Consider the following 20,461-nt stretch of genomic DNA (forward strand, 5'->3'; position numbering starts at 1 on the left):
CGGAAACCGACTGGTGCAGGAGTATGCACGTCATGTTCGGGTTGAAAGATAGCTCCCTCGCCTCCTTGGTCAACCCTCAAGATGAGGGGCTGGTGGATTAAATCCGCATCCTCCGAATTCTCCTCAGGACGCTTGTCGGTTTGGTGCGAGCCGCCATAATGTTCTTGAGGCATAATTCTATTGAGGGATTGGCATGTGGACTATGCCTCACCCATGCCCGTGCGATCGAATGGATGAATGATGGCGGCGAAGGCACGAAACAAGCGAGGACAGAATGTTGACCGGATAGGCGACGATGCCGATAGCTATGCCTTGACGCGTGAGGAGCCCAACAAGAACCGCGGCGCCGGCTGGTCGGTTGGCATTCGCCGGCGTGGCCACAGGATCGTGCGCTTGTTCAAGGACAGCATCTACGGCTCATCGGAGGCAAGCTATGCCGAAGCACGTGCCTACCGTGACGCCGTCATTTCGGCTCTGCCACCGCCGACCAATGTTGAGCAGGCCGTCCTCCTGCGCAGGAACAACCAGAGCGGCATTTCCGGCGTGCGGCTTGTTGACACTAAGAGCGGTGAGGCTTGGCAGGCCACCTTGATGACAAAGGAGGGTCAGAAGCGGGAAACCTATCCTATTTCCAAGTATGGATCAGCGGCGAAGTCGATGGCAATCAGCCAAAGGACGCGCTGGCTTGCAGATCTTCCCGTCAAGCATCTCGCTTATGCCCATCACGCCGAGGAGGTGACGCGGCAGACATTCGAGGATCAGCTGACGCCGGCAACTGACGTGATGCAGCAGGTGCAGATCAGCGAACAAGAGGTTTTGGCCCGGCTTGCTGATATCAATGCAAGGTTTGATACCGACCGCCCTCCCCGCCTCAAGGTTCGTGTCAAAAGCTACGGCAAGGGCCGGTTGTCCGTTGCCGTGTCGGATGGTGGCCAGCCGGCGCAACGTAAACTGATCCAGCTGAATACGGCATCTCTTGCTCATGGTGGCCTTCTGGTTGCGGCGGGCAAGATCCAGGAGATCATCACGGAGTTCTACAGTGCCGACGTGGCGGCCTGGTTTGCACAGGAACATGCCAAGCATCTGCTTGATCCGGACCGCTTCAATGCGACCGCAGGGTTGAACGTGACGCTCTGGGTGCCGAGGGGACTTTCATTCTGCGCACGATGACCGCCGGAGAAGGCGACCTGCAGGCTGTGGACCACTAGGGCAGTTAAGGAGCTTCAAAGCTGGCTCCTCCACCATTCCTCCTGACGAACCTCAAGGCGAACCGACACCCAGCCATGGCCAGGCGGCCAACGCCATTGCCGTGAGCGAGGTCATAAGTATTTGCCAGCCTTTGAACCTTTGCTGCGCGTAGACCCAGATTGGCGCTGCCCCTTTAAGGCATGGCCACTTAACGTCGTGTAACTGCAATCAGCGCCCGGTTAACTGCAATCTGAAGCCGCGAGACGACAATCTTCCACCGTGTAACTGCAATTTCTGACGACTTTCGATTGTAAGATATCCGCAGATCGGCGCGAATAGTGCGGATTTCGTCATGCGAATGCTGCTGAAACTTACAGGTTTGGCCCGCCCGATCAACGGGCGAAAATCCTATCCTGCTGAAATTACGACATTTTCTTTAGAGCGCGTGCCATTTCCTGTAATCGGACGGCAAGGGACACACGCGAAGAAATAAATCCCCAGCCAGTTCCATATTTCTAAGCGATATCGTTTCGAAACCAAATAATACACACTTGTCGCCTTAGGCGTTGAGATCGATACGGGCAGACTTCATGTCAATATACTGATCCTGCTCCACCACCAGCTTCACGCCCTTCATGGTGATCGTGCCGTCCGGTTTCATGATGATCTCCGATTTGCCGCAGCGGAGGCAAATTTCTCGAGCTTGAGCCACTTGGGCCCTGAGGAATATATATATATGTGACACTGCGCAGTGGCGACCGAATCAGGTAGACCGCCGTGAGGTCGGGCTTCAAGCGCTACGCCGCGCGCTGCCAGCGATCCCATGCCCGCAGATCAGGCCTGGTTCGGGGGCGGCTGAACAAAAATCCCTGAAACTCGTCACAGCCGATTTCCTGGAGAAGCGCTGCCTGATCGGCAGTTTCCACGCCTTCCGCAGTGACCGTCATGTGGAGGCCATGAGCAATATCCCTGACCGCCTGCACGATGATCTGGCAGTCCGACCGCTCCGCGATGTCGGAAATGAAAGATTTGTCGATCTTCAGTTTGTCGAAGGGGAAGATGCGCAGGTAGCCAAGCGACGAATATCCCGTGCCGAAATCATCGAGCGCGATCCGAACGCCCAAAGCGCGAATGCGCCTGAGGATATCCAAGGCGGCCGAAACTTCCTCGACGAGCAGGCTTTCGGTCACCTCGATCTCCAAACGGGAAGGCGGCAGGCCTGTTCGTAACAGGATGGCCAGGATCCGCTCCGGCAGATCGTGGTCACGAAATTGCACCGGCGAAATGTTCACCGCAACGCGTCGAGAATCCGGCCATTGTACCGCCTCCTGGCAGGCCTGATCAAGGACCCAGTCGCCCATGGGCACGATCAGACCTGTCGCCTCGGCCAAAGGAATGAAATCCGCAGGAGAGATAAGGCCTTTCTCTGCATGCTGCCAGCGGATCAAGGCTTCGCAACCGGTTACCGCGCCCGTGCGGGCGTCGATGAACGGCTGATAAACCAGGCGTAATTCCTCCCGGCTCAAAGCCAAACGCAGGTCATGGGCGAGGCGGTTCCTCGTTTGAACCTGAAGATCCATTTCGGCGCCGAAGAACCGGAACGTTCCGCGTCCATCACGCTTCGCTCGATAAAGAGCCGCGTCGGCGTTCTTGAGCAGATCAGCTGATGTGGCACCGTCCTTGGGTGCGAAAGCAACGCCTATGCTTGCGCCGACCGACAACTCGAAGCGATCTATCTCGACATGCGCTTCGATCACCTTCAGCAGTGTCAAGCACAGGGCTTCGACATTGTCCGGGTCGCAATCGAAGGTCAGCATCATGAACTCATCACCGCCGAACCGGGCAAGGAGGCCGGTGGTCGATGCCAAGGATGCCAGCCGTCGTGAGATTTCCACCAGGAAAGCGTCCCCAGCCGGATGCCCATAGCCGTCGTTAATCGGCTTGAAGCCATCGAGATCTATACTGAGCAACGCGAAGGGTCGGCCCGACTGCTGGGCGGCTTCCAATGCGGAGGTAAAGTTCGATCGGTTCGGAAGGTCGGTCAATCCGTCGTAGAGTGCGAGATGGCGAACCTGCTGTTGAGCCTGCTGCGAGGTGCTGACATCGGACATAACGCCCCGGAATCCCAAGGGATGATTGTCGTTGCTCAGGATCGGACGCCCTGAAATCGCGAACCAGCGAGGCGCGCCATCGACCGTAATCGGGACGATATGGTCGCGAAACGAACGGCTCTCTCGCATCTTGTCCAAAAGTCCCGTGACGGCCTGCTCGTTGTGAGGTTGCAACCGCTCCAAGAGAATCGCCGCCAGGCCTCGACCATCGATAGCTTCGGGAGCCTGGCCGAAGGCGGAAGCAAAGCGCGGCGAAGGACGCACGATCCGCAACTGGGCGTCGACTTGCCACAGCCAGTCGCTTGACTGGTCCTCATGCTCCCTCAGCAGAATCCCGATCACCTCGTTCTGTTTCGCCAGCGTTACCTGCTGGAGGACGGATTCTTTGAAGGTTTCCGAATGTTGCCTGATGAGGCTGTAGCCGCTGCCGACGCCGATGGCGAAGAGGACGAAAAGGATCATGTTGTCCCAGCTGGGGGCTGATGCGGCAGCAATGCCCGCGAGTGTCAGTTCCGTCACCATGAAAGCGAGCGAAGACCGGAACACAGGCGCGTGAACGAAGCTTGCCGACCAGAACGTGCCGATCGAGAGGGCGAGCATGAAGGCAAAGGCCAAGCCACTCTCGTGCATAATGATCCAGGTCGGGAAACTAAGCATGATGGTCGCTGACAGAACGGACCAAACTAGGTAAAGCCGGATCTTGCCTTCAGAAAGTAGAACTGGTGGCTTGCCGATGGTACGTCGGGCAAGCACGATACGGGTTACATTGGCCAGAAAGACAAGTGCAAACCAGCATACGGAGGCGATTGGATAGGACTGGTAGAAGAAGACAACGGACACGGCGGCCGCGATGATAAAGCTGATCAAGCCCCGTTCTACATTTTGTTCAACGGCATAAACCTGACGTCCACGCAGGTAATCATCCACATTAGACACAATCGCTTGGCCCATGTCGTCAGGCGGCAGACTGCCGGTGTCAGTAACCTCAGCCTTGCCGCGCATGAAAGCCTCCGTCGGGAATTGGCGGAACCCTCGCACCTACAAGTAAACAACGTCTTATAAGGTCTTCAAATTCAGCCCCTTAGCGTAAACCTTTCGTTGCAGTCCAGTTTACTGCGACGGGTGCCCCCGCCTCCGTAAGACATGCTGAGCGCGACTTCCTTAGGGGCGCTGTGAAGGCGTCTCGTCGAAGCGGCTGAAACGGCCGCAAGTGTCGCATTTGATGTTGTTGATCAGTACTTCTGGATCGGGCCTATATCCTACAAGCAGGCTCTCGTCACAGTGAGCGCACCTGACGATGTAGCCCTCGGGATCGTAGTCAAATGTCACGGACTTGGCACTGACCGGCATGCCGATGTCTTGGCCAGGCTGGAGCTTCCATTCTTTCATTGCACTCTCCTTGGGCAGTTCATTCACCGACAGAACTGCGGTGCCCTCAAGTAGATCCAGCAATCTGAGAATGAACTGCTCGCGGCGCTGTAGGCTTCACTTGCGGAACCACCTGGCAGTCCACGCGTTACAGGCGGGTCGCGAGGGTAAGCCCTCCCCCTTCGGATTCCCTTCCCCCGGAATTCTCTGCTCTCACGACACCCCGCCTATGAGGTGGTGTTGATGTTGCAGAAAATCGTTTTCGCGGCGACGAGCGTGCTCGGGCTCTTTGTCACCCTTTGCCTTGCTCAATCGGTTCTGTTCTTCGTCCGTTAACGGCGCTCCCCAGATCGCCAGCCCGCGGCTAAGCTCACCAGCCTTACGCATTCTCCTGTTTCAGTCTAACCTTGCCGGATCGGCTGTATGAGTTAGGTTTGTCCATATGATCTGCGTCGGCGCGGCGCCTGCTTCGGCGATCCCCAGTTGGCGCCAGCAGCCATGAGGATGGTACGCAATGGCTTTTTTCCCAAGCGGCACGGCCAATAGCGGCCGAGATTGGGCCGTCGGCCTCGCTCTAGCGTGCCTCATCGTGCTTGCCTGGATGAGCGTTCACATCTGCGCCATCTTCCTCGTCGACTGGACACAGCCAGGGCTCCTGCTTGCGGCACCGTTGGTGATCGCCCTGCAGTGCTGGCTGAGCGTCGGGCTGTTCATCATCGCCCATGATACTATGCATGGATCCCTGACCCCGGGGCAACCCCGGCTCAATCGAACAATAGGAAGGTTCTGCGTCTTCATCTATGCCGGCTTTTCCTATGACAGGCTTTTCGAAAACCATCACTCCCATCATCGACATGCCGGCACTGCCGATGATCCGGATTTCGACGTCGAACATTCCTCAAGCTTCTGGCCCTGGTATGCAAAATTCTTCCGGCATTATTTCGGCTGGCGCGAATTCGGCATGCTCACCATCGCTGTCGTCCTCTACCTCCTCATCCTGCGCGAGCGCTTCCCGACCATGCTGGTGTTTTGGGCGCTGCCGGCCATCCTGTCGTCGATCCAGCTGTTTTACTTCGGCACCTATCGGCCGCATCGCCTCGACGACGAAGGTTTTGCAGATCATCACCGGGCGCGCAGCAATGATTTCTCCCCGATTATGTCTTTGCTGACCTGCTTCCACTTTGGATATCATCATGAGCATCACGACGCGCCCTGGGTGCCGTGGTGGAAGTTGCCCGCGCAACGTCAGTCAGTCCAGCGCGCAAGAGCCAACTGAGGTCGAGAATGGAAAGCCTGATAGATTACCTGGTCCCGACCTTGCTGGTGATCGGCACCGTCGTGTTCATGGAGTGGTTCGCCGCTTGGTCGCACGAACATATCATGCATGGCTGGGGATGGCGCTGGCACAAGTCTCATCATGAGCCGCATGACGAGACTTTGGAGAAGAACGATCTTTATGCCGTCATCTTCGCTGTCTTCGCAGTTGGCCTCTTTTGGATCGGCTCGCACTGGTTCTGGCCCTTGTGGTGGATTGCCGTCGGCATATCGATCTATGGGATCCTGTACTTCTTCATGCATGACGGATTGGTCCACCAGCGCTGGCCGTTCAAATACGTCCCGCGCAAGGGATATTTGAAGCGCGTCTACCAGGCGCATCGCCTGCATCATGCCGTGGAAGGCCGCGATGGCTGCGTTTCCTTCGGCTTCGTTTACGCCGAGCCGGTAGACCAGCTCGTCAGACAGCTTCAGGACAACAAGCAGAAGCTCGGGTCGAAGACGCAAAGGGAAGAAGACCAGCGTGCCCCTGCCGAGTGATCGTCGGCTGATCGATCACGTGATCAGTCGAGCGACTATGGCCGCTGCCAAAGACCAGCGCGCGAGACGTCCGATTTCGTCAAACGCGTGCGTGCCACATCGCCGAGCGCGAGCGCCAACAGTGCCGCCTTTTCTGCCTTCGAGGTGGAAACCCGTTCGTTCCAGGCTGCAGGTCCGCCGGCCCGCAACTTGCTGCCGATCGCCCTATAGACACGGCGCGCTGCGGCAATCGCCCAAGCCGACCGTGGAGGAAGGGCCCCAATGCCGCAAAACGCCGACGCGTAATAGGTCTCGGCCAGGTCCAGAAGCTCGAGCGCAGCCGCATATAGCGCCGGCCGTTGTGACAGGTCTTCCGGATCCGGCCTGTCAATCCCATACCGCGCGAGCAGCTCAGTGGGAAGGTAGACCCGCCCTGCCCGCGCGTCCTCGACCACGTCCCGGGCGATGTTCGTCAACTGAAAGGCAAGGCCAAGGTCGCAGGCCCGATCAAGGGTCCTTGCCTCGCGCACGCCCATGATCATGGCCATCATCACGCCGACAACGCCGGCCACGTGATAGCAGTAGTCCAGCGTCTCCGAGATGGTCGAATAACGGCGGTCCGTCACGTCCATCTCGAAGCCGGTGAGCAATTCCTCCGGATGTCGGGCCGGGATCCGGTGGCGTTCGACGACCCTTCGGAGTGCCTCGAAGACGGGATCGGATGTCCGCTCACCCTGCAATGCCGCGGCCGTCTGACGCCGCAGAATATCCAAGCGTTGCTGCTGGCCGATCCGGAAGTCCTGGCTCTGGGCATGGCCCAGCACCTGTCCGTCGACGACATCGTCGCAATGGCGGCACCAGGCATAGAGCATGACCGCATCGTCGCGGGTTTGGCGATCGAACAGCCGCGCCGCCGCGGCAAAGCTTTGCGACCCTTGAGCGATGGCGACTTCGCTGATTGCGACCACGGCATCGCTCATGCCCGGGCATCCGCGATCATCAAGCCGGCCGTGGCCTTGGCCGAACCGACGACGCCGGGTATGCCGGCACCCGGATGGGTTCCGGCACCGACGATATACAAGTTCGGGATCTGGTCATCGCGATTGTGGGGGCGAAACCAGGCGCTCTGGGTCAAGATGGGTTCGACCGAGAAGGCCGAGCCGAGATGGGCGTTCAGTTCCTCGCGGAAGTCGAACGGCGTAAAGTGCCGCACGGTTACCAGATCTTCCAGAAGGCCGGGAATATAGTGGTCGTTGAGGTATTTCAGGATGCGGTCCCGGTATTTCGGGCCTTCGACATTCCAGTCGATCTCGGCAGTACCCAGATGCGGCACGGGTGACAGCACATAATAGGCGCTGGATCCGGGCGGTGCCAGGCTGTCGTCGGTCACTGAGGGGGCATGCAGGTAAAGCGAGAAATCTTCGGCCAGACCATCGGTGCCGAAGATTTCGGTGATCAGTTCGCGGTAGCGCGCACCGAACAGAACCATGTGGTGCTTCAGTTCGGGATGGGTGGTCTTGAGGCCGAAATAGACGACGAAGAGGGACATGGAGAAGCTCTTCTTTTCCAGCGCCCGAGCGTTCGACTGACCGCGTGCGGTGTCCCGCAGCATGTGCTTGTAGGTATGCACGACATCGGCATTCGAGGCGATCTGGTCGAAGGCGTGACTTCTGCCGTCCTTTAGGATGACGCCGGTCGTACGGTTTTCCCTTGTCTCGATCCGGTCGATTTCCGTGCTGAGATGCACCACTCCTCCAAGATCCTCGAAAAGCTTGACCATGCCGGCAATGAGCGCACCGGTACCACCCTTGGCAAACCAAACGCCGCCCTTGCGCTCCAGGGCGTGGATCAGTGCATAGATCGACGACGTCCGGAACGGATTGCCGCCCACGAGCAGCGAATGAAAGCTGAATGCCTGGCGCAGCTGGTCGTCCTTGATGAACTGGCTGACCTTCGAATAGACGCTGCGATGGCTTTCAAGCCGCATAAGCTGCGGCGCAACCTTGATCATCGACCAGAAATTGAGAAAAGGAACAGTGCCGAGCTTTTCATAGCCTTCCCGGTAAACGTCTTCCGAATAGGCCAGGAACTGGCGGTAACCGGCCACATCATCCGGTGATTTGAGGGCGATCTGCCGATCAATCTCCGTCTGGTCATTGGCGTAGTCGAAACGGAAGCCATCCTCCCAGCACAATTGGTAGAAGGGCGTCACGGGCAGCAGTGTCACGTAATCGGACAGGCGCCTGCCCGAAAGCGCCCAGAGTTCCTCCAGACAGCCCGGATCGGTAATAACGGTTGGACCCGCATCGAAGGTGAAGCCGTCGTCGGTGTAAACATAGGCCCGGCCGCCGGGCTTGTCGCGCTTCTCGAAGATCGTCGTCTGGATGCGAGCGCTTTGCAGGCGAATGGCGAGCGCCAAGCCGCCAAAGCCGGCACCGATCACTGCCGCTGTCTTGATCTGACTGTTCATGGGCTTCCATTTTTCAGCAAGGGCGCTTCCCGCAGACATGCAAGCGCGCGATGGATGGGAACGGGAGGCTTCCCGATGAGAATGCGTGCAATGTCTCCGCGGCTCGTTCGGCCGGCATAGAAGCGTTCGATCAGTGGCTGGGGAAGCTTGTAGAAGCGCTCCAGCACAAGATGGCGCCGGTCCGGACGGGCGGCTCGAAACAGCATCCGGTTGAGCAGGCGGTAGAAGCCGTGTCTTCGGTAGTGCGCCGAAGCATATTGCCGGATGATACCAGCGAGCGTCGCGCTGTTGCTTGGCCACCGGGCGGCGATCAGATTGGCGAGCCGTACCGCTTCCGGAAGACTGTATCCGGTGGTCGGATGAAAGAGCCCGGCTCGCAGACCCGCCTGTGGAACATCGGTCGGCAGTTCGGACCAGAACCGCTCGAAATCATGTGCAAGGGTGATGGGCAAGACGCCCCGCTCCCGGCGGATGATCCGGTCGATAGTCCAGTGCTGGGCGGATGCGTAGTCGCGGACGTCTTCAGCCAAGGCTGTTTCGTCCAGGTTTCGGTCGTCCGAATAGCGCGTGTCCTCGATCAACAGCCGCGTCGGAGAAAGCGGCAGCACGTAAAGGAAGCGGTAGCCGTCACGCTGGTCGACGGAGGCATCCATAATGACCGGGTCGATTAGCGCATGCGGTTGGCGAAGCTCCACTTCGAGACCTAGGAATTTCTGATAGCCCAGCACCATGGCCCGGCTGAGCCGGTAGCCGCGGCAATCGATGACGCAGGAGGCATATTGCGAGGTGCCATTCGACAAGGTGACCTGGTCCGGATGCAGCGCCACCGCGGGCGTGTTCTTCCGCAGCTCGACATTGGCCAGGCGCTCCATCGCAGCGATTACAGAGGCGGAGGTCAGCGAGGAATAGCCGGAGGTCAGATGCCGCCGGTGATTGCGAAACTGAACCGACTGGCCATTCCAGTGATGCGCGACAAGGGGCTGCAGCCATGTCAGGTCGGCAGCCTCCACATCCGCATCGTGAAAGGACCAGGTATGTTCACCAAAGGGTGTGTCGCTGCTCTCCAGGATGAGGATCCGGCCTGGATTTTCTCGGCAGGAGAGTCGCTGCGCGATAATGGCGCTGGCGATTCCTGCTCCAACCAGAACGAGCGGGGGCTGTTCGTCAGGCAAAACTTCCGCTCCCTTTGTTGTCGGCTGAAGCCTTCAAGCCAAGGCTAAGCGTCCGCTGCCACAAGGCGTGCGGTGAGGTCGTGACGGCAATGGTCGGTCCGATTGAATAGGTCATTCCCCGAACGGAACGGCCTCCATTCTGGCGCGGCGCAGGTCTGCCAGGGTGGCCGATCCGGTGCAAAAGCAGGCAACGCGCAATTGCGCCGACATGATCTTGAAATGCTCCGCCACGTCTTCCGGAGACGAAGTGGCCGACTTCAGGACGGAAGCGGCCTGACCGACCAGATCCGCTCCGATGCGGATGGCCTTTGCAGCATCAACTCCCGTGCGAATGCCGCCCGAACCGATGATGAATGCGTGGGGGCTCGCCTTGCGCAGCGCGGCGATCGCCCATGCCGTAGGCTGGCCCCAGTCGCCAAAGGCAGAGGCGACGGCGGCCTCGGCTGGCGTTCTGGCGCGCAACGCTTCTACTGCGGCCCAGCTCGTGCCGCCCGCGCCGGCGACATCGATGATCTTCACGCCGACGGCATCCAGCGTGGCGGCTATGGAAGGAGAGATCCCGGAGCCCACTTCCTTCACCACCACCGGAACGTGAAGAGTTTGGCACAGAGATCCGATCTTCTGGGTGAGCCCGGTCCAATCGCGGTCGCCTTCCGGCTGGACCGCCTCCTGCAAAGGGTTGAGGTGAATGATCAATGCATCGGCATCGATCATCTCCACCGCCCTGCGCGCCTGATCCAGTCCATAGCCGGTATTGAGCTGAGCTGCTCCAATATTGGCGAGGATCGGAACGGAGGGAGCAAGACGCCGGAGCTCTAGGTTCATGCCCCAGTCCGCATTCGTATCGATGGCAACCCGCTGAGATCCTACGGCAAAGGGAATGCCGATCGCTTCACAGGCGATAGCGATATTGTGATTGATCTGTTGAGCCTTCTCCGCACCGCCCGTCATCGAACTGACCAGGAAAGGCATGGCAATCCGCTTGCCCAGAAAATCTCCCGATAAATCAATGGCTGCCATGTCGATTTCCGGCAAAGCGACATGCTCGAAGCGTATTGCCTCAAAACCGGTTGCTATGCTTCCAGAAACAGAACTGCCGGCCAGAACAATATCGAGATGCTGTTTTTTTCGTTCGGCGAGCATTTGGTTCTTTCATCCGGCGATGCGTGCCACAGATATAGTTTGCATAACCGGCAAGCCGGCACTGGAACTACGATATAGGTTAGGCTTGCGGAATGTCCTGCACACTCACTCAATTTTCTGTCACTCCGGATGATGTCAAGGAGCCTGAACTGCAGATTAGCTGGATGCAGAAGAACCCACTGCAGGAAGACTGTCGGCTTAAAATCCAAAATATTAAGGCAAAGGTCGAAGACAGACTGGATCTTCTCCTAGAGGGCAGTGAGTATACGCCGACTAACCTTCTTGCGGCGATGAGACATGCACTGCTCGGCGGCGGCAAAAGGTTTCGGCCACTCCTGTTCATCCTGACCATGCCGGAAGGCAAGCATGAGGACGCCGCCATAGACATCGGCTGTGCGTTCGAAATGGTTCACACGGCTTCGCTGATCCTTGACGATCTGCCGTGCATGGACGATGCCGACCTGCGACGGCAGAAGCCGACGACCCACAAGATGTTCGGCCAGGCAACAGCAATCCTTGCTGCCATCTCTCTCCTGACCCGCGGCATGAACATCGTTGCCTCGGTAGAGGGCGTACCAGCCGAAAGACGGGCTAGGCTAGTCGCCATCTTGACCCATGCCGTAGGTCACACCGGCTTGGCGGCCGGTCAGGAGGTCGATCTGACAGATGCGGTCGACGCTCCCATGGACGTGGAGCAGAAAAACTGGCTGAAGACCGGGACGTTCTTTTCAGCAATGGCGGAAATGGCTTCTATTGTCAGCAATCGGAATGATGCAGAAGCTGCAGCACTTTCAGAACTCGCTTTTCATGTCGGTTCGGCCTTCCAGGCGCTCGATGACCTCTTGGACGCGACAGCGCCGACCAGCCTGCTCGGCAAAGACATCGGCAAGGATATCGGCAAGAGCTCGATGATCAACGACCGGGGCGAGGAAGCCACCCGCCTGGCCTATCTGTTCCATCTCGACTCGGCCAATGCTGCCCTGGCCCTCTGCGGTGTCGAGGAGGAGCCGGTGCGCCTGATCCTGAGGTCCGTTCATCAGATGGCGTTCCGGCAGGAAATGGCCGTCTAACGACGCCCTGTTAACTGGCGCTGCCGGGGCCGTGCCCGGCGGCGGCCTCTATGATGGTGACAGCCTTAGCCAGCCCGCCAGCGACAGCGATGGATGTGCCGACCTGTCTTGCCCGCTCCGCATAACCGGTGTCCGAGAGCAGCGTGCTGATGGCATTCTTCATCTTCCCGGCAGTCAGGAACCGGGAAGACAGGCGCAAACCCAGGCCGTGATGTAGGATGCGAGCGGAAACGCCCGGTTGATCGAAGGCGATCGGCAGCGCGAGCAGCGGTGTCCCGAATTCCAGTGCATCCATGACCGTGTTGAGCCCGCCATGGGTGATGCAGAGATCCGCGCGCGCGAGCACCGCCCTCTGCGGGGCAAAATCGGTAACCCAGGTCGCACCCAAGGCGGCTTCCTGCTTCTTGGTCAAGCCGCCGCAATGGGCGACAAGCAGTTGCACATCAAGCTCCCGGCAGGCCATCGCGGCGGCGCGAAACAGCCGGTAGCGGTGGCCCTGCAGCGTGCCGAGCGACATGAAGATAAACGGCCGATCCGGGTCTACGGCAAAGGGGATCTCCCCTCCTCCGCTCTCTCGTCGCAAGGGTCCGACCATGTGCAGGTTTCGGTCGGAGTTCTGACGGGGGAAGTCGAAGGCCACGGTTGTCTGGGCGATTGTGGCGAGCCTGGAAAGGCAGGTCTGCAAGTCTTCCAAAGGCTCCTGCAAACCAAAACCGCGAGCCCATCGCCTGATCATCCGCCTTTGCTCGGTCAGCAGGAGGCGGGCAATGCGCTCACCTCCGCGGTTGCGCCGGATGCCTTCCTCACTGGGGTCGTAGGGCCATGGCAGGAACGGAAGCGGGATACCGACATCCCGCTCCACAGGCAGCGCGCAGGCAATCAAGATCAGCGGAAGGCCGAGATGCCGCGCCACCAGCCCCGCCGCCGGTTCCATCTGGTCGCCGAGGATTGCATCGACACCCAAAGCCTTGATATGTGCCGGCGCGTTCCGGCAGATCGCGTCCGTCAGCACCGCCGTGTCGTGAACGGTCTTGAGAATCCCAAGGAAACCGCTCGGCCTCGACGCGCGGGTTATGACGGCATTCAGCCGCCGCTCGTCCGTCCCCTCGACCGGCTGAACGTCGAAGCCTGCCGAAACATACTGCTCCGCCCCCTTGTGCACGAGGAAGCTGATGCGATGACCTCGACGACCAAGCTCCTCACCGATCGCCTCGAAAACAGCAATATGGCTCTTGAACGGAGGGCAAACGAGGGCGAAATGCAATGAAGCGCTCCTGTTTTTTTCAGGCTTTTTGGCTAATCGAAGCCTTTATTCGAGGGCGGCAGTCGTCCTTGAGGGCATCGTCAGATCGTCGTCGCTGACACGATAATACGCAGCATCCCTGCGACGACGCTATCGCCTATCAGCAGAAAAGTCGCCAGCTCGAGCCCGATCATGGCCGACACCGTCCAGCCTGTGCGCAGACGGGATGCGACTAAGAAACCAAGAATGGCAATCACCGTATCGGCGAATGAATTGGCAATGCTGTCGCCGGAATAACGGAGGCCGCTGCCTTCGGTACCAAATATTTGGATGATGAAGGGAAGATTTTCGAAAATCTCCCACAAGACACTGCTGGCGAGCGCATAGGTCGCACGCCGGGCTAGGTGCCATTGTGGCCTGATCGCCTTCAGCCACAGAAACAGCCCGCAGCCGAATGCCAGATGGAGGAAAGAATAGGGATCTGTCAGCTGCTGCGAATTCTGAGCCGGGTCCAGGGCTCCTTGCCATAAACGCACCGATCCACAGGCGCAAAACCATTGCCGATCCAGCAGCAGCAGAACCGTGATCTGTAAGACAAGGATCACGAAGGAAATGAATATGTAACGGCCATAAGGACTATGCGCGCCCGCTTCAGCTCGCGACACGACGCTCATCCTATCGCTCATCCATCCTCCTGCGGCTTGATCGGTCTCGCCGAATACCTCGACCAGAGCTCGACCAAAGACATAGGGCAGAGAACGGCTGCAGCCAGACCTGCGATCAGCCGAACCGGATGTTCACCCAGCCGGGTGGCTGCGACTTCGAATATGCGCAGCAAACATCTATGGAGAGGCTGGCTCGCCTACGGGCCAAGCGGCAAGCGCCTGCTCGGCAACCGCCTGAAGCTTCTCACGGCAGAAGCCGGCTTTCGCCTGAACAGCGATCCCGTGGATAACGGCAAGCACATAGGCGGCAAGAACGTCGGGCCTGGCAGTCTTGGGTAAATCACCTTCGTCCCTTGCGCGCTCAAGGCGTTGGCGAAGCTGTTCCTCCACCCCTGCCCGCGCCTCTATCAGCGCTTGCCTGACAGGCTCGGCATCGTCCGATCCGGCGAGAACTGCATTGATGCCCAGACACCCCGGATGATCCGAATAGCGGGTGTTGTGGTTTACCGCGTTGGTGAAGAGGTGAGCGACAACTTCACGCGACGTAGGCAACTTCAAAGCAAGGGGAACGTAGTCCAGGTATTGCTCGTAATAGCGGACAAGGACCTTGCGGAAGAGCTCCTCCTTGTTGCCGAAGGCGGAATAAAGCGCCGGCCTTTCGATACCTGCCGCCTCGGTCAAGTCGGCATAGGACGCGCCCTCATAACCCTTGCGCCAAAACACGCAGAGGGCGGCATCCAGCGCCTGCTCGACGTCAAACTCCCGACGGCGTCCCATCAGCTCTGCTCAGTTATTTTCATAATGGTCATTATTAAACCGCTTGACCTATCCTGTCAATTTTCATACCGTCCATTACTGTAATGATCGTTACGTAAAACTTGGCGGCGCGATCAGCATCGGAAGTCATCATGGAAGGTTCCAACATGTCGAACATACTCAAAGGGAAGGTTGCGCTCGTAACAGGAGGCTCACGGGGCCTGGGTGCGGCCACCGCAGAAGCCTTTGCGGATCACGGCGCAGACGTGGCCATCAGTTATGCAGCCTCGGCCGACAAGGCGCAGGCGGTTGTTGAGAGGCTCAAGGCGAAGGGCGTACGCGCCATTGCCGTGCAGAGCGATCAGGCCGACCTCAGCTCTGCCAAGCCGCTGATCGACCGGGTCATGGCCGAGTTTGGCAAGCTCGACGTACTCGTCAACAATGCCGGCATTGCCATTCAGGGTCAGCTGGTGGACGATCCCGAACTCGATGGCGAAACCTACAATCGCCAATGGCAGGTCAATGTGCTTGGCACGATCGCCAATACCCGCGCCGCGGCACCTAAGCTTACCGACGGCGGCCGGATCATCTTCGTCGGCTCGCTGCTCGGATCATCCATTCCCTTTCCCGGCGTGGCCGACTATGCCGGCACGAAATGGGCATTGGCCGGATATGCCAAGGGCATTGCCCGAGATCTTGGACCCCGCAACATCACTGTCAACATCGTCCAGCCGGGCATCATGCCAACCGACATGGCCGCAGACGTGGCCGGTGAACTGCCCAACCGCGATGCCATCCTCGACATGCATCCGATCCGCCGCATCGCAACCCTTGAGGAAGTGGCGGCAACCATCTGCTTCCTGGCTGGGCCGCATGCCGGCTACATCAATGGCGAGACGATCAACATTGCCGGTGGCCTCGGCATCTGATTTGCCGAAAGCACGATCCTCATCAGCACGTCAGGACACCAAGTCTTTTTTTCTTGGATCCCGTTAGAGCAAGGCAGCTCTGGTGAGGAGCGATGGATGGTCGGCGCCGCCTGACCGGCCGATCGGGATGATTGAGCTCCGTCATCCCGATCGGTCAAGACAAGCTCAACTTGATGACTAGTAAACAAGCTAGATTGAAGATCTGCATCGCCGCATTAGATGAGGCGAATCCCGCTTCTGCAGCCTATCTATAAACTGGCTGCATAAGTGCCAGCGCAAAACGGTTCTTATCTTCAGAAACCGTGCGGCTACATAGGCATGGAACGGCACATGTCCGCCAAGCAAAGGAGCGTCAGATGAAGATCGACAAGAATGGTTCGCAGCCATCAGCCAAAGGCCCTTCCGACTGGTTTACCGGAACGGTGCGCGTCGATCCGCTGTTTGCACCGAACGAGGCGCGCCGAGGCGCCGCGGCAGCCGTCACCTTCGAACCGGGTGCCAGGACTGCCTGGCATACCCATCCGCTCGGACAAACGCTGATCGTAACAGCCGGATTGGGTCTGGTTCAACGCGAAGGCGGCCCGATCGAAGAAATCCGTCCAGGCGACGTGGTCTGGTTCGAGCCGGACGAAAAGCACTGGCATGGAGCATCGCTGACAACAGCCATGACGCATATCGCCATTCAGGAGAACCTGAACGGAAAGGTCGTCGACTGGATGGATCATGTTACAGACCAGCAGTACCAGGGTGAGCCGTAATACCATCGAGAGTGAGAGGCACGCATGCGGCCACGTATCATCTGCCATATGACGAGCTCGGTCGATAGCCGCCAGCGGGTCGACCGTTGGACGAAGCCGGCGGCGGGTATTTCATCAGACGTGCTCCTGGGCCACTACGACCAAGTCTACACAAGGCTCGACACCAGTGGATGGATCGTAGGGCGCAAAACCATGGGCTATTATGCGGAGGAGCATCAGCCTGAGAATATCAGTCTTGACCCAGCTGATAGACACCGGCTTTGCGAGAGACGGCGATGACGGACTTGCCGATGCCCTTGATGCAATTGGCTAAGGCTGGGAGCCGGCTTAAGCTTCAGCCTGCCCTGTCAGGATCTCGCGCACCTTCTGTGCGAGGTCGTCTATGGCAAAGGGCTTGGTGATCATTTCCATGCCCGGCGCCAGGAAATCACCTCTGGAGGCCGCCGTCGCCGCGTACCCGGTGATGAAGAGGACCTTGAGCTTTGGCCGATTACTCAGAGCAATTTCTGCGAGTTGGCGGCCGTTGAGGCCCGGCAAGCCGACATCGGAGATCATCAAGTCGATGCGTTCCTTGCCCTCCAGAAGCGGAATGGCTTGGTTGCTATCGACTGCCTCTATGACTTGATATCCAAGGTCCTTGAGGACATCGACGACCAGCATGCGTACCGAAGCGTCGTCCTCCACGACAAGGACTTTCTCGCCTTCCCCACGGGGCGGAACGTAAACCGGATCCTCATCCAGAATGGCCGCAGCGACGTCTTCGTGGCTGCCGGGAAGGTAGAGCTTGACGGTGGTGCCAAGGCCCGTCTCGCTATAGATGCGCACATGCCCGCCCGACTGCTGCGCAAAGCCATAGATCATCGAGAGGCCAAGACCTGTACCCTGGCCGATCGGCTTGGTGGTGAAGAAGGGATCGAAGGCCTTGTCGATAGTCGCTTGCGACATGCCAATGCCGGTGTCGCTGACCGCAATCACCACGTAGTTGCCGGGCTGAAGGCTTTCTTTTTGGGCAAGATCGGCCTCTCCCAGGGCCGCATTGGTTGTCTCGATGGTCAGCTTGCCGCCTTCCGGCATGGCATCGCGGGCATTGATGACCAGATTGAGGATGGCGCTTTCCAGCTGGTTCGGATCGGTGACGGCTTTCCAGGTATCCGCAGCAATATTGATCATCAACTCGACCTGCTCGCCAAGCGTGCGGCGAAAGAGATCTTCCATGGAAGAAACCAGCTGCTTGACATCGAGGGATTGACGGTCGAGGGACTGACGTCTGGAAAAGGCAAGCAGCCGGTGCGTCAGTGCCGCGGCACGCTCGGCGGAACTGGTGGCCGCATCGATAAACTTGTCGAGTTCGTCGAGCCGTCCGGCAGCAATCCTTCTTCGGATAACGGAAAGAGCACCGATCACTCCCGTTAACATGTTGTTGAAATCGTGGGCGATTCCGCCCGTAAGCTGGCCTACTGCTTCCATCTTCTGGGCCTGGCGCAACTGCGCCTCGGTTTCCTGAAGCGCCGCCCTCTGCTCCTTTTCGATCGTCACGTCGCGGCCATAGGCATACACCACGTCGCCTTCATGCGAAGTGGTCCAGGAAATCGTCCGCGGCGTGCCGTCCCGGTGCGTCAGACGGATTTCGAGGTCAGAATGGAGGTTCTCAATGACATCCTTCAGGAGTGCCCTGATCTGGTCGCGGTCCTCGGGCCAGACGGCGTCCAAAACCCTGCTGCCTATTACGGCCTGCGGCTCGGTCCCGAGAATGGTAGACCAGGCCGGATTGACGTCGCGAAAGACGCCGTCAGTGCCTATGACGACCAGAAGGTCACGCGAATTCTGCCAGACACGGTTCCGCTCCTGAATGCTTTCCCGAGCCCGCTCTGCCAGAGCCTGGTTGGCTTCTCGCAAACGCTGCTGGGTCCGCTTGGCGTCCGTTACGTCAAAGATGACGCCAATATAGCGCCGGCCTTCGGCCTCGATGTCGTCGACATATTCGCCTCGCCGGGCCAGCCATCGCTCGGCACCGTCATCCGGCCGAGTAATGCGGAACTCGGCGTTGCTTTCATCCTGGAAACCATTCGGGTTCTGCAGGTTGATGATAGGATTGTCGTCGGGATGGATGAGTAGGTTGAGGGTGCGCACGGGAAGCACCTTGGCCGGATGCAGCCCGAACAGGCGACAAAATTGTTCCGACACATTGATCGTGCCGTATCCGGAAACATATTCGAACGTGCCGATCCCGCCCGCCACCTGCGCAATGCGCAGCCGTTCCTGGGTTCGCTTCTGCTCGGTGATATCGACCAGCATGCCGATGAATTTCACCGGCTCGTCATTATCGTCGTAAAGAGCCCTGCCGCTGGCGTGGACCCAGCGAAAACCCCCGTCATCGCGCAGCAGGCGGTACTCGCGGGAAAACAGGGCCGAGCCTCCAAGGATGCCCGCGACCGCCAGCTTGACGCGCTTCAGATCATCGGGGTGTATGGCATTAAAGAAATGCTCGGTTGATACACCTTGCGCCAGGACAAGCGGGTCCTGATTGGTGATGGCCGCAAAACGAGCGTCGGCGGTAAGCCGCTTTGCCGGGATGTCCCATTCCCAGCCGCAGGTCGCCCCGGCGGCATCGATCATCAGCTTCAATCGCTGGCGCGCAAGGTCCAGCTCCGCGTTCAGCCCGCTGTCCATAGAGGATAATGTTACCTGACTCATTTTAAGTTGCGATATCGCCTTGGCTTTGCGTTCACGTCACACGCTCGATGAAGTCAGCGATCAGCATTTTTAGTTTATCCAGCGACGGCAGATCCATGATCATGGCTATATAGCCGCGAATATCATGCTCGCGCACCGAAAAGTTGATATACAAGAAAAGCACGAAGCTATCCTCATTCGATGTCTCGAGAACGTCGAACAGGTGCTCGCTGTCGCCGCGCAGGACATCAGGTAGCGACATCTTCAAGCTGTGCTGCAGCATGTTGGCCATGGAGCCAAGACAGCCGTTGAGAATGATATTGCCTGTCTCGGTCAGAGCCTCGTCTTCCATGTCGATCAGCTCGTCTTCGGTCATTTCGCCGCCGACGATGGCACGCGCGAGCGACAATCCGTTGCTTTCCGGGAAGATAAGCAGAGCCCGGCCCGAAAATGGCCCTTCGAAATGCTGTTGTACGGCGATCAGGCCTTCGCTTTCGCGCTGGCCGATGAGAGCTGCAGCCGACCTGCGTGTGACGATCGCGATGGATGGAACAGACAGGATAACCTGCTTGTTGACCATTTTGCGCAGGCTGGCCGCCGCTCTGCTAACGCCGATATTGACGACCTCGGTGAGCGCGTCTCGTTCCAGTTCGCCAAGGAATATTTCCGCCTGCGTCATGGTGCCGCCTTCTTCAGCCGAAGGGCGGCGCCCGACAGGAAGCCGCTCAAGGCCTCCTGGGTGACGGGTTTGGCAACGAAAGTGGCGTTCAGCTCACGGACACGAAGAATGACTTCGTCCTGAACATTGGCGGTGATGATGGCGATCGGCATGCTGGCATTTTTGGCCCGAATTTCCGCGGCCAGTTCCAGTCCGTCCTTGTCCGGCATATTGAAGTCGAGGATCGCGACGTCGATCTGCTGCTCGTCGAGGATCTGCAAGGCGTCTGCAGCGCTTCCAGCCTCGATCCGCTGCCAGTCGGGCTGCAGGGCGGCTATTGCCTTGCCGGCGACAATACGCGCCAGCTTGCTGTCGTCGACCACCAATACTGCTACCATTCCCGGCCCCTTACTTAGCAATGCCTCACAATTTTATCCATATTGCGCTCCCCCTCCGACCGCAA

The 20,461-nt window shown here is 58.8% G+C and carries 18 protein-coding genes; 6 read left to right on the plus strand and 12 right to left on the minus strand.

Annotated features, from left to right (window positions below):
• Positions 1 to 237 precede the first annotated feature (237 nt).
• Positions 238 to 1,170 carry a hypothetical protein gene (locus E2F50_RS12120; RefSeq protein WP_245515397.1) on the plus strand — a complete coding sequence of 311 codons (933 nt, stop codon included), beginning with the start codon at positions 238 to 240 and terminating at the stop codon, positions 1,168 to 1,170.
• A gap of 815 nt (positions 1,171 to 1,985) precedes the next feature.
• On the opposite strand, the gene E2F50_RS12125 is transcribed toward E2F50_RS12120, so the two are convergent.
• Entirely contained in the window at positions 1,986 to 4,301 is a 2,316-nt protein-coding gene (locus tag E2F50_RS12125) for a putative bifunctional diguanylate cyclase/phosphodiesterase (protein ID WP_133316437.1), read from the minus strand.
• Positions 4,302 to 4,460: 159 nt separating this feature from the next.
• A complete protein-coding gene (locus E2F50_RS12130) occupies positions 4,461 to 4,688 on the minus strand; it encodes a hypothetical protein (RefSeq protein ID WP_133316438.1) in 228 nt (75 codons plus the stop codon).
• A gap of 493 nt (positions 4,689 to 5,181) precedes the next feature.
• On the opposite strand from E2F50_RS12130, the gene E2F50_RS12135 reads away from it, so the two are divergent.
• Both E2F50_RS12135 and E2F50_RS12140 read left to right on the plus strand, forming a co-directional pair.
• Positions 5,182 to 5,943: a fatty acid desaturase gene (locus tag E2F50_RS12135; RefSeq protein WP_133316439.1), complete on the plus strand. Its 762-nt coding sequence runs from the start codon at positions 5,182 to 5,184 to the stop codon at positions 5,941 to 5,943.
• 8 nt (positions 5,944 to 5,951) lie between these two features.
• The gene (locus E2F50_RS12140; protein ID WP_133316440.1) at positions 5,952 to 6,482 is read left to right on the plus strand and encodes a sterol desaturase family protein; all 531 of its coding nucleotides are present in this window, start codon (positions 5,952 to 5,954) and stop codon (positions 6,480 to 6,482) included.
• Between the two features lie 35 nt (positions 6,483 to 6,517).
• On the opposite strand, the gene E2F50_RS12145 is transcribed toward E2F50_RS12140, so the two are convergent.
• The 4 genes from E2F50_RS12145 to fni all read right to left on the minus strand — a co-directional run bounded on the left by E2F50_RS12145 (position 6,518) and on the right by fni (position 11,246).
• Positions 6,518 to 7,441 carry a phytoene/squalene synthase family protein gene (locus E2F50_RS12145; protein ID WP_133316441.1) on the minus strand — a complete coding sequence of 308 codons (924 nt, stop codon included), beginning with the start codon at positions 7,439 to 7,441 and terminating at the stop codon, positions 6,518 to 6,520.
• Complete coding sequence (locus E2F50_RS12150; protein WP_133316442.1) at positions 7,438 to 8,931, minus strand: phytoene desaturase; 1,494 nt, start codon at positions 8,929 to 8,931, stop codon at positions 7,438 to 7,440. Before E2F50_RS12150 ends, E2F50_RS12145 begins: the two co-directional genes overlap by 4 nt.
• The gene (gene crtY / locus E2F50_RS12155) at positions 8,928 to 10,103 is read right to left on the minus strand and encodes a lycopene beta-cyclase CrtY (protein ID WP_133316443.1); all 1,176 of its coding nucleotides are present in this window, start codon (positions 10,101 to 10,103) and stop codon (positions 8,928 to 8,930) included. The genes E2F50_RS12150 and crtY overlap by 4 nt, the downstream gene beginning before the upstream one ends.
• Positions 10,104 to 10,214: 111 nt before the next feature.
• On the minus strand, positions 10,215 to 11,246 hold the full coding sequence (gene fni / locus E2F50_RS12160) for a type 2 isopentenyl-diphosphate Delta-isomerase (protein ID WP_133316444.1): 1,032 nt from the start codon (positions 11,244 to 11,246) through the stop codon (positions 10,215 to 10,217).
• Between the two features lie 164 nt (positions 11,247 to 11,410).
• On the opposite strand from fni, the gene E2F50_RS12165 reads away from it, so the two are divergent.
• Entirely contained in the window at positions 11,411 to 12,316 is a 906-nt protein-coding gene (locus E2F50_RS12165) for a polyprenyl synthetase family protein (RefSeq protein WP_161974121.1), read from the plus strand.
• A gap of 10 nt (positions 12,317 to 12,326) precedes the next feature.
• Here the strand turns inward: E2F50_RS12165 and E2F50_RS12170 are convergent, their stop codons facing one another.
• The 3 genes from E2F50_RS12170 to E2F50_RS12180 all read right to left on the minus strand — a co-directional run bounded on the left by E2F50_RS12170 (position 12,327) and on the right by E2F50_RS12180 (position 15,001).
• Entirely contained in the window at positions 12,327 to 13,580 is a 1,254-nt protein-coding gene (locus E2F50_RS12170; RefSeq protein ID WP_133316446.1) for a glycosyltransferase, read from the minus strand.
• Between the two features lie 80 nt (positions 13,581 to 13,660).
• The gene (locus tag E2F50_RS12175) at positions 13,661 to 14,245 is read right to left on the minus strand and encodes a DUF2585 family protein (protein WP_133316447.1); all 585 of its coding nucleotides are present in this window, start codon (positions 14,243 to 14,245) and stop codon (positions 13,661 to 13,663) included.
• Between the two features lie 156 nt (positions 14,246 to 14,401).
• On the minus strand, positions 14,402 to 15,001 hold the full coding sequence (locus tag E2F50_RS12180) for a TetR/AcrR family transcriptional regulator (RefSeq protein WP_133316448.1): 600 nt from the start codon (positions 14,999 to 15,001) through the stop codon (positions 14,402 to 14,404).
• Between the two features lie 146 nt (positions 15,002 to 15,147).
• On the opposite strand from E2F50_RS12180, the gene E2F50_RS12185 reads away from it, so the two are divergent.
• Positions 15,148 to 15,909: an SDR family NAD(P)-dependent oxidoreductase gene (locus E2F50_RS12185; RefSeq protein ID WP_133317093.1), complete on the plus strand. Its 762-nt coding sequence runs from the start codon at positions 15,148 to 15,150 to the stop codon at positions 15,907 to 15,909.
• A 356-nt stretch (positions 15,910 to 16,265) separates the two neighbouring features.
• Positions 16,266 to 16,667, plus strand: a complete 402-nt coding sequence (locus E2F50_RS12190) for a (R)-mandelonitrile lyase (RefSeq protein ID WP_133316449.1) — start codon at positions 16,266 to 16,268, stop codon at positions 16,665 to 16,667.
• Between the two features lie 327 nt (positions 16,668 to 16,994).
• On the opposite strand, the gene E2F50_RS12195 is transcribed toward E2F50_RS12190, so the two are convergent.
• The 3 genes from E2F50_RS12195 to E2F50_RS12205 are packed head-to-tail and all read right to left on the minus strand — an operon-like array spanning position 16,995 to position 20,396.
• A complete protein-coding gene (locus E2F50_RS12195) occupies positions 16,995 to 19,361 on the minus strand; it encodes a PAS domain-containing hybrid sensor histidine kinase/response regulator (protein WP_245515398.1) in 2,367 nt (788 codons plus the stop codon).
• Between the two features lie 31 nt (positions 19,362 to 19,392).
• Positions 19,393 to 20,019, minus strand: a complete 627-nt coding sequence (locus E2F50_RS12200) for a chemotaxis protein CheX (protein ID WP_133316450.1) — start codon at positions 20,017 to 20,019, stop codon at positions 19,393 to 19,395.
• On the minus strand, positions 20,016 to 20,396 hold the full coding sequence (locus E2F50_RS12205; RefSeq protein WP_133316451.1) for a response regulator: 381 nt from the start codon (positions 20,394 to 20,396) through the stop codon (positions 20,016 to 20,018). The genes E2F50_RS12200 and E2F50_RS12205 overlap by 4 nt, the downstream gene beginning before the upstream one ends.
• Positions 20,397 to 20,461 lie beyond the last annotated feature (65 nt).

Source organism: Rhizobium deserti (assembly GCF_004358025.1).
Lineage (GTDB): Bacteria > Pseudomonadota > Alphaproteobacteria > Rhizobiales > Rhizobiaceae > Neorhizobium > Neorhizobium deserti.

Excerpts from the sequence above, each read along its gene's own strand:
- E2F50_RS12125 (WP_133316437.1), bottom strand. The coding sequence starts at position 4,301 with ATGCGCGGCAAGGCTGAGGTTACTGACACCGGCAGTCTGCCGCCTGAC.
- E2F50_RS12185 (WP_133317093.1), top strand. The coding sequence starts at position 15,148 with ATGTCGAACATACTCAAAGGGAAGGTTGCGCTCGTAACAGGAGGCTCA.
- E2F50_RS12120 (WP_245515397.1), top strand. The coding sequence starts at position 238 with ATGATGGCGGCGAAGGCACGAAACAAGCGAGGACAGAATGTTGACCGG.
- E2F50_RS12130 (WP_133316438.1), bottom strand. The coding sequence starts at position 4,688 with ATGAAAGAATGGAAGCTCCAGCCTGGCCAAGACATCGGCATGCCGGTC.
- E2F50_RS12205 (WP_133316451.1), bottom strand. The coding sequence starts at position 20,396 with ATGGTAGCAGTATTGGTGGTCGACGACAGCAAGCTGGCGCGTATTGTC.
- E2F50_RS12190 (WP_133316449.1), top strand. The coding sequence starts at position 16,266 with ATGAAGATCGACAAGAATGGTTCGCAGCCATCAGCCAAAGGCCCTTCC.
- E2F50_RS12175 (WP_133316447.1), bottom strand. The coding sequence starts at position 14,245 with ATGAGCGATAGGATGAGCGTCGTGTCGCGAGCTGAAGCGGGCGCGCAT.
- fni (WP_133316444.1), bottom strand. The coding sequence starts at position 11,246 with ATGCTCGCCGAACGAAAAAAACAGCATCTCGATATTGTTCTGGCCGGC.
- E2F50_RS12150 (WP_133316442.1), bottom strand. The coding sequence starts at position 8,931 with ATGAACAGTCAGATCAAGACAGCGGCAGTGATCGGTGCCGGCTTTGGC.
- E2F50_RS12140 (WP_133316440.1), top strand. The coding sequence starts at position 5,952 with ATGGAAAGCCTGATAGATTACCTGGTCCCGACCTTGCTGGTGATCGGC.
- E2F50_RS12180 (WP_133316448.1), bottom strand. The coding sequence starts at position 15,001 with ATGGGACGCCGTCGGGAGTTTGACGTCGAGCAGGCGCTGGATGCCGCC.
- E2F50_RS12135 (WP_133316439.1), top strand. The coding sequence starts at position 5,182 with ATGGCTTTTTTCCCAAGCGGCACGGCCAATAGCGGCCGAGATTGGGCC.
- E2F50_RS12195 (WP_245515398.1), bottom strand. The coding sequence starts at position 19,361 with ATGAGTCAGGTAACATTATCCTCTATGGACAGCGGGCTGAACGCGGAG.
- E2F50_RS12200 (WP_133316450.1), bottom strand. The coding sequence starts at position 20,019 with ATGACGCAGGCGGAAATATTCCTTGGCGAACTGGAACGAGACGCGCTC.
- E2F50_RS12145 (WP_133316441.1), bottom strand. The coding sequence starts at position 7,441 with ATGAGCGATGCCGTGGTCGCAATCAGCGAAGTCGCCATCGCTCAAGGG.
- E2F50_RS12165 (WP_161974121.1), top strand. The coding sequence starts at position 11,411 with ATGCAGAAGAACCCACTGCAGGAAGACTGTCGGCTTAAAATCCAAAAT.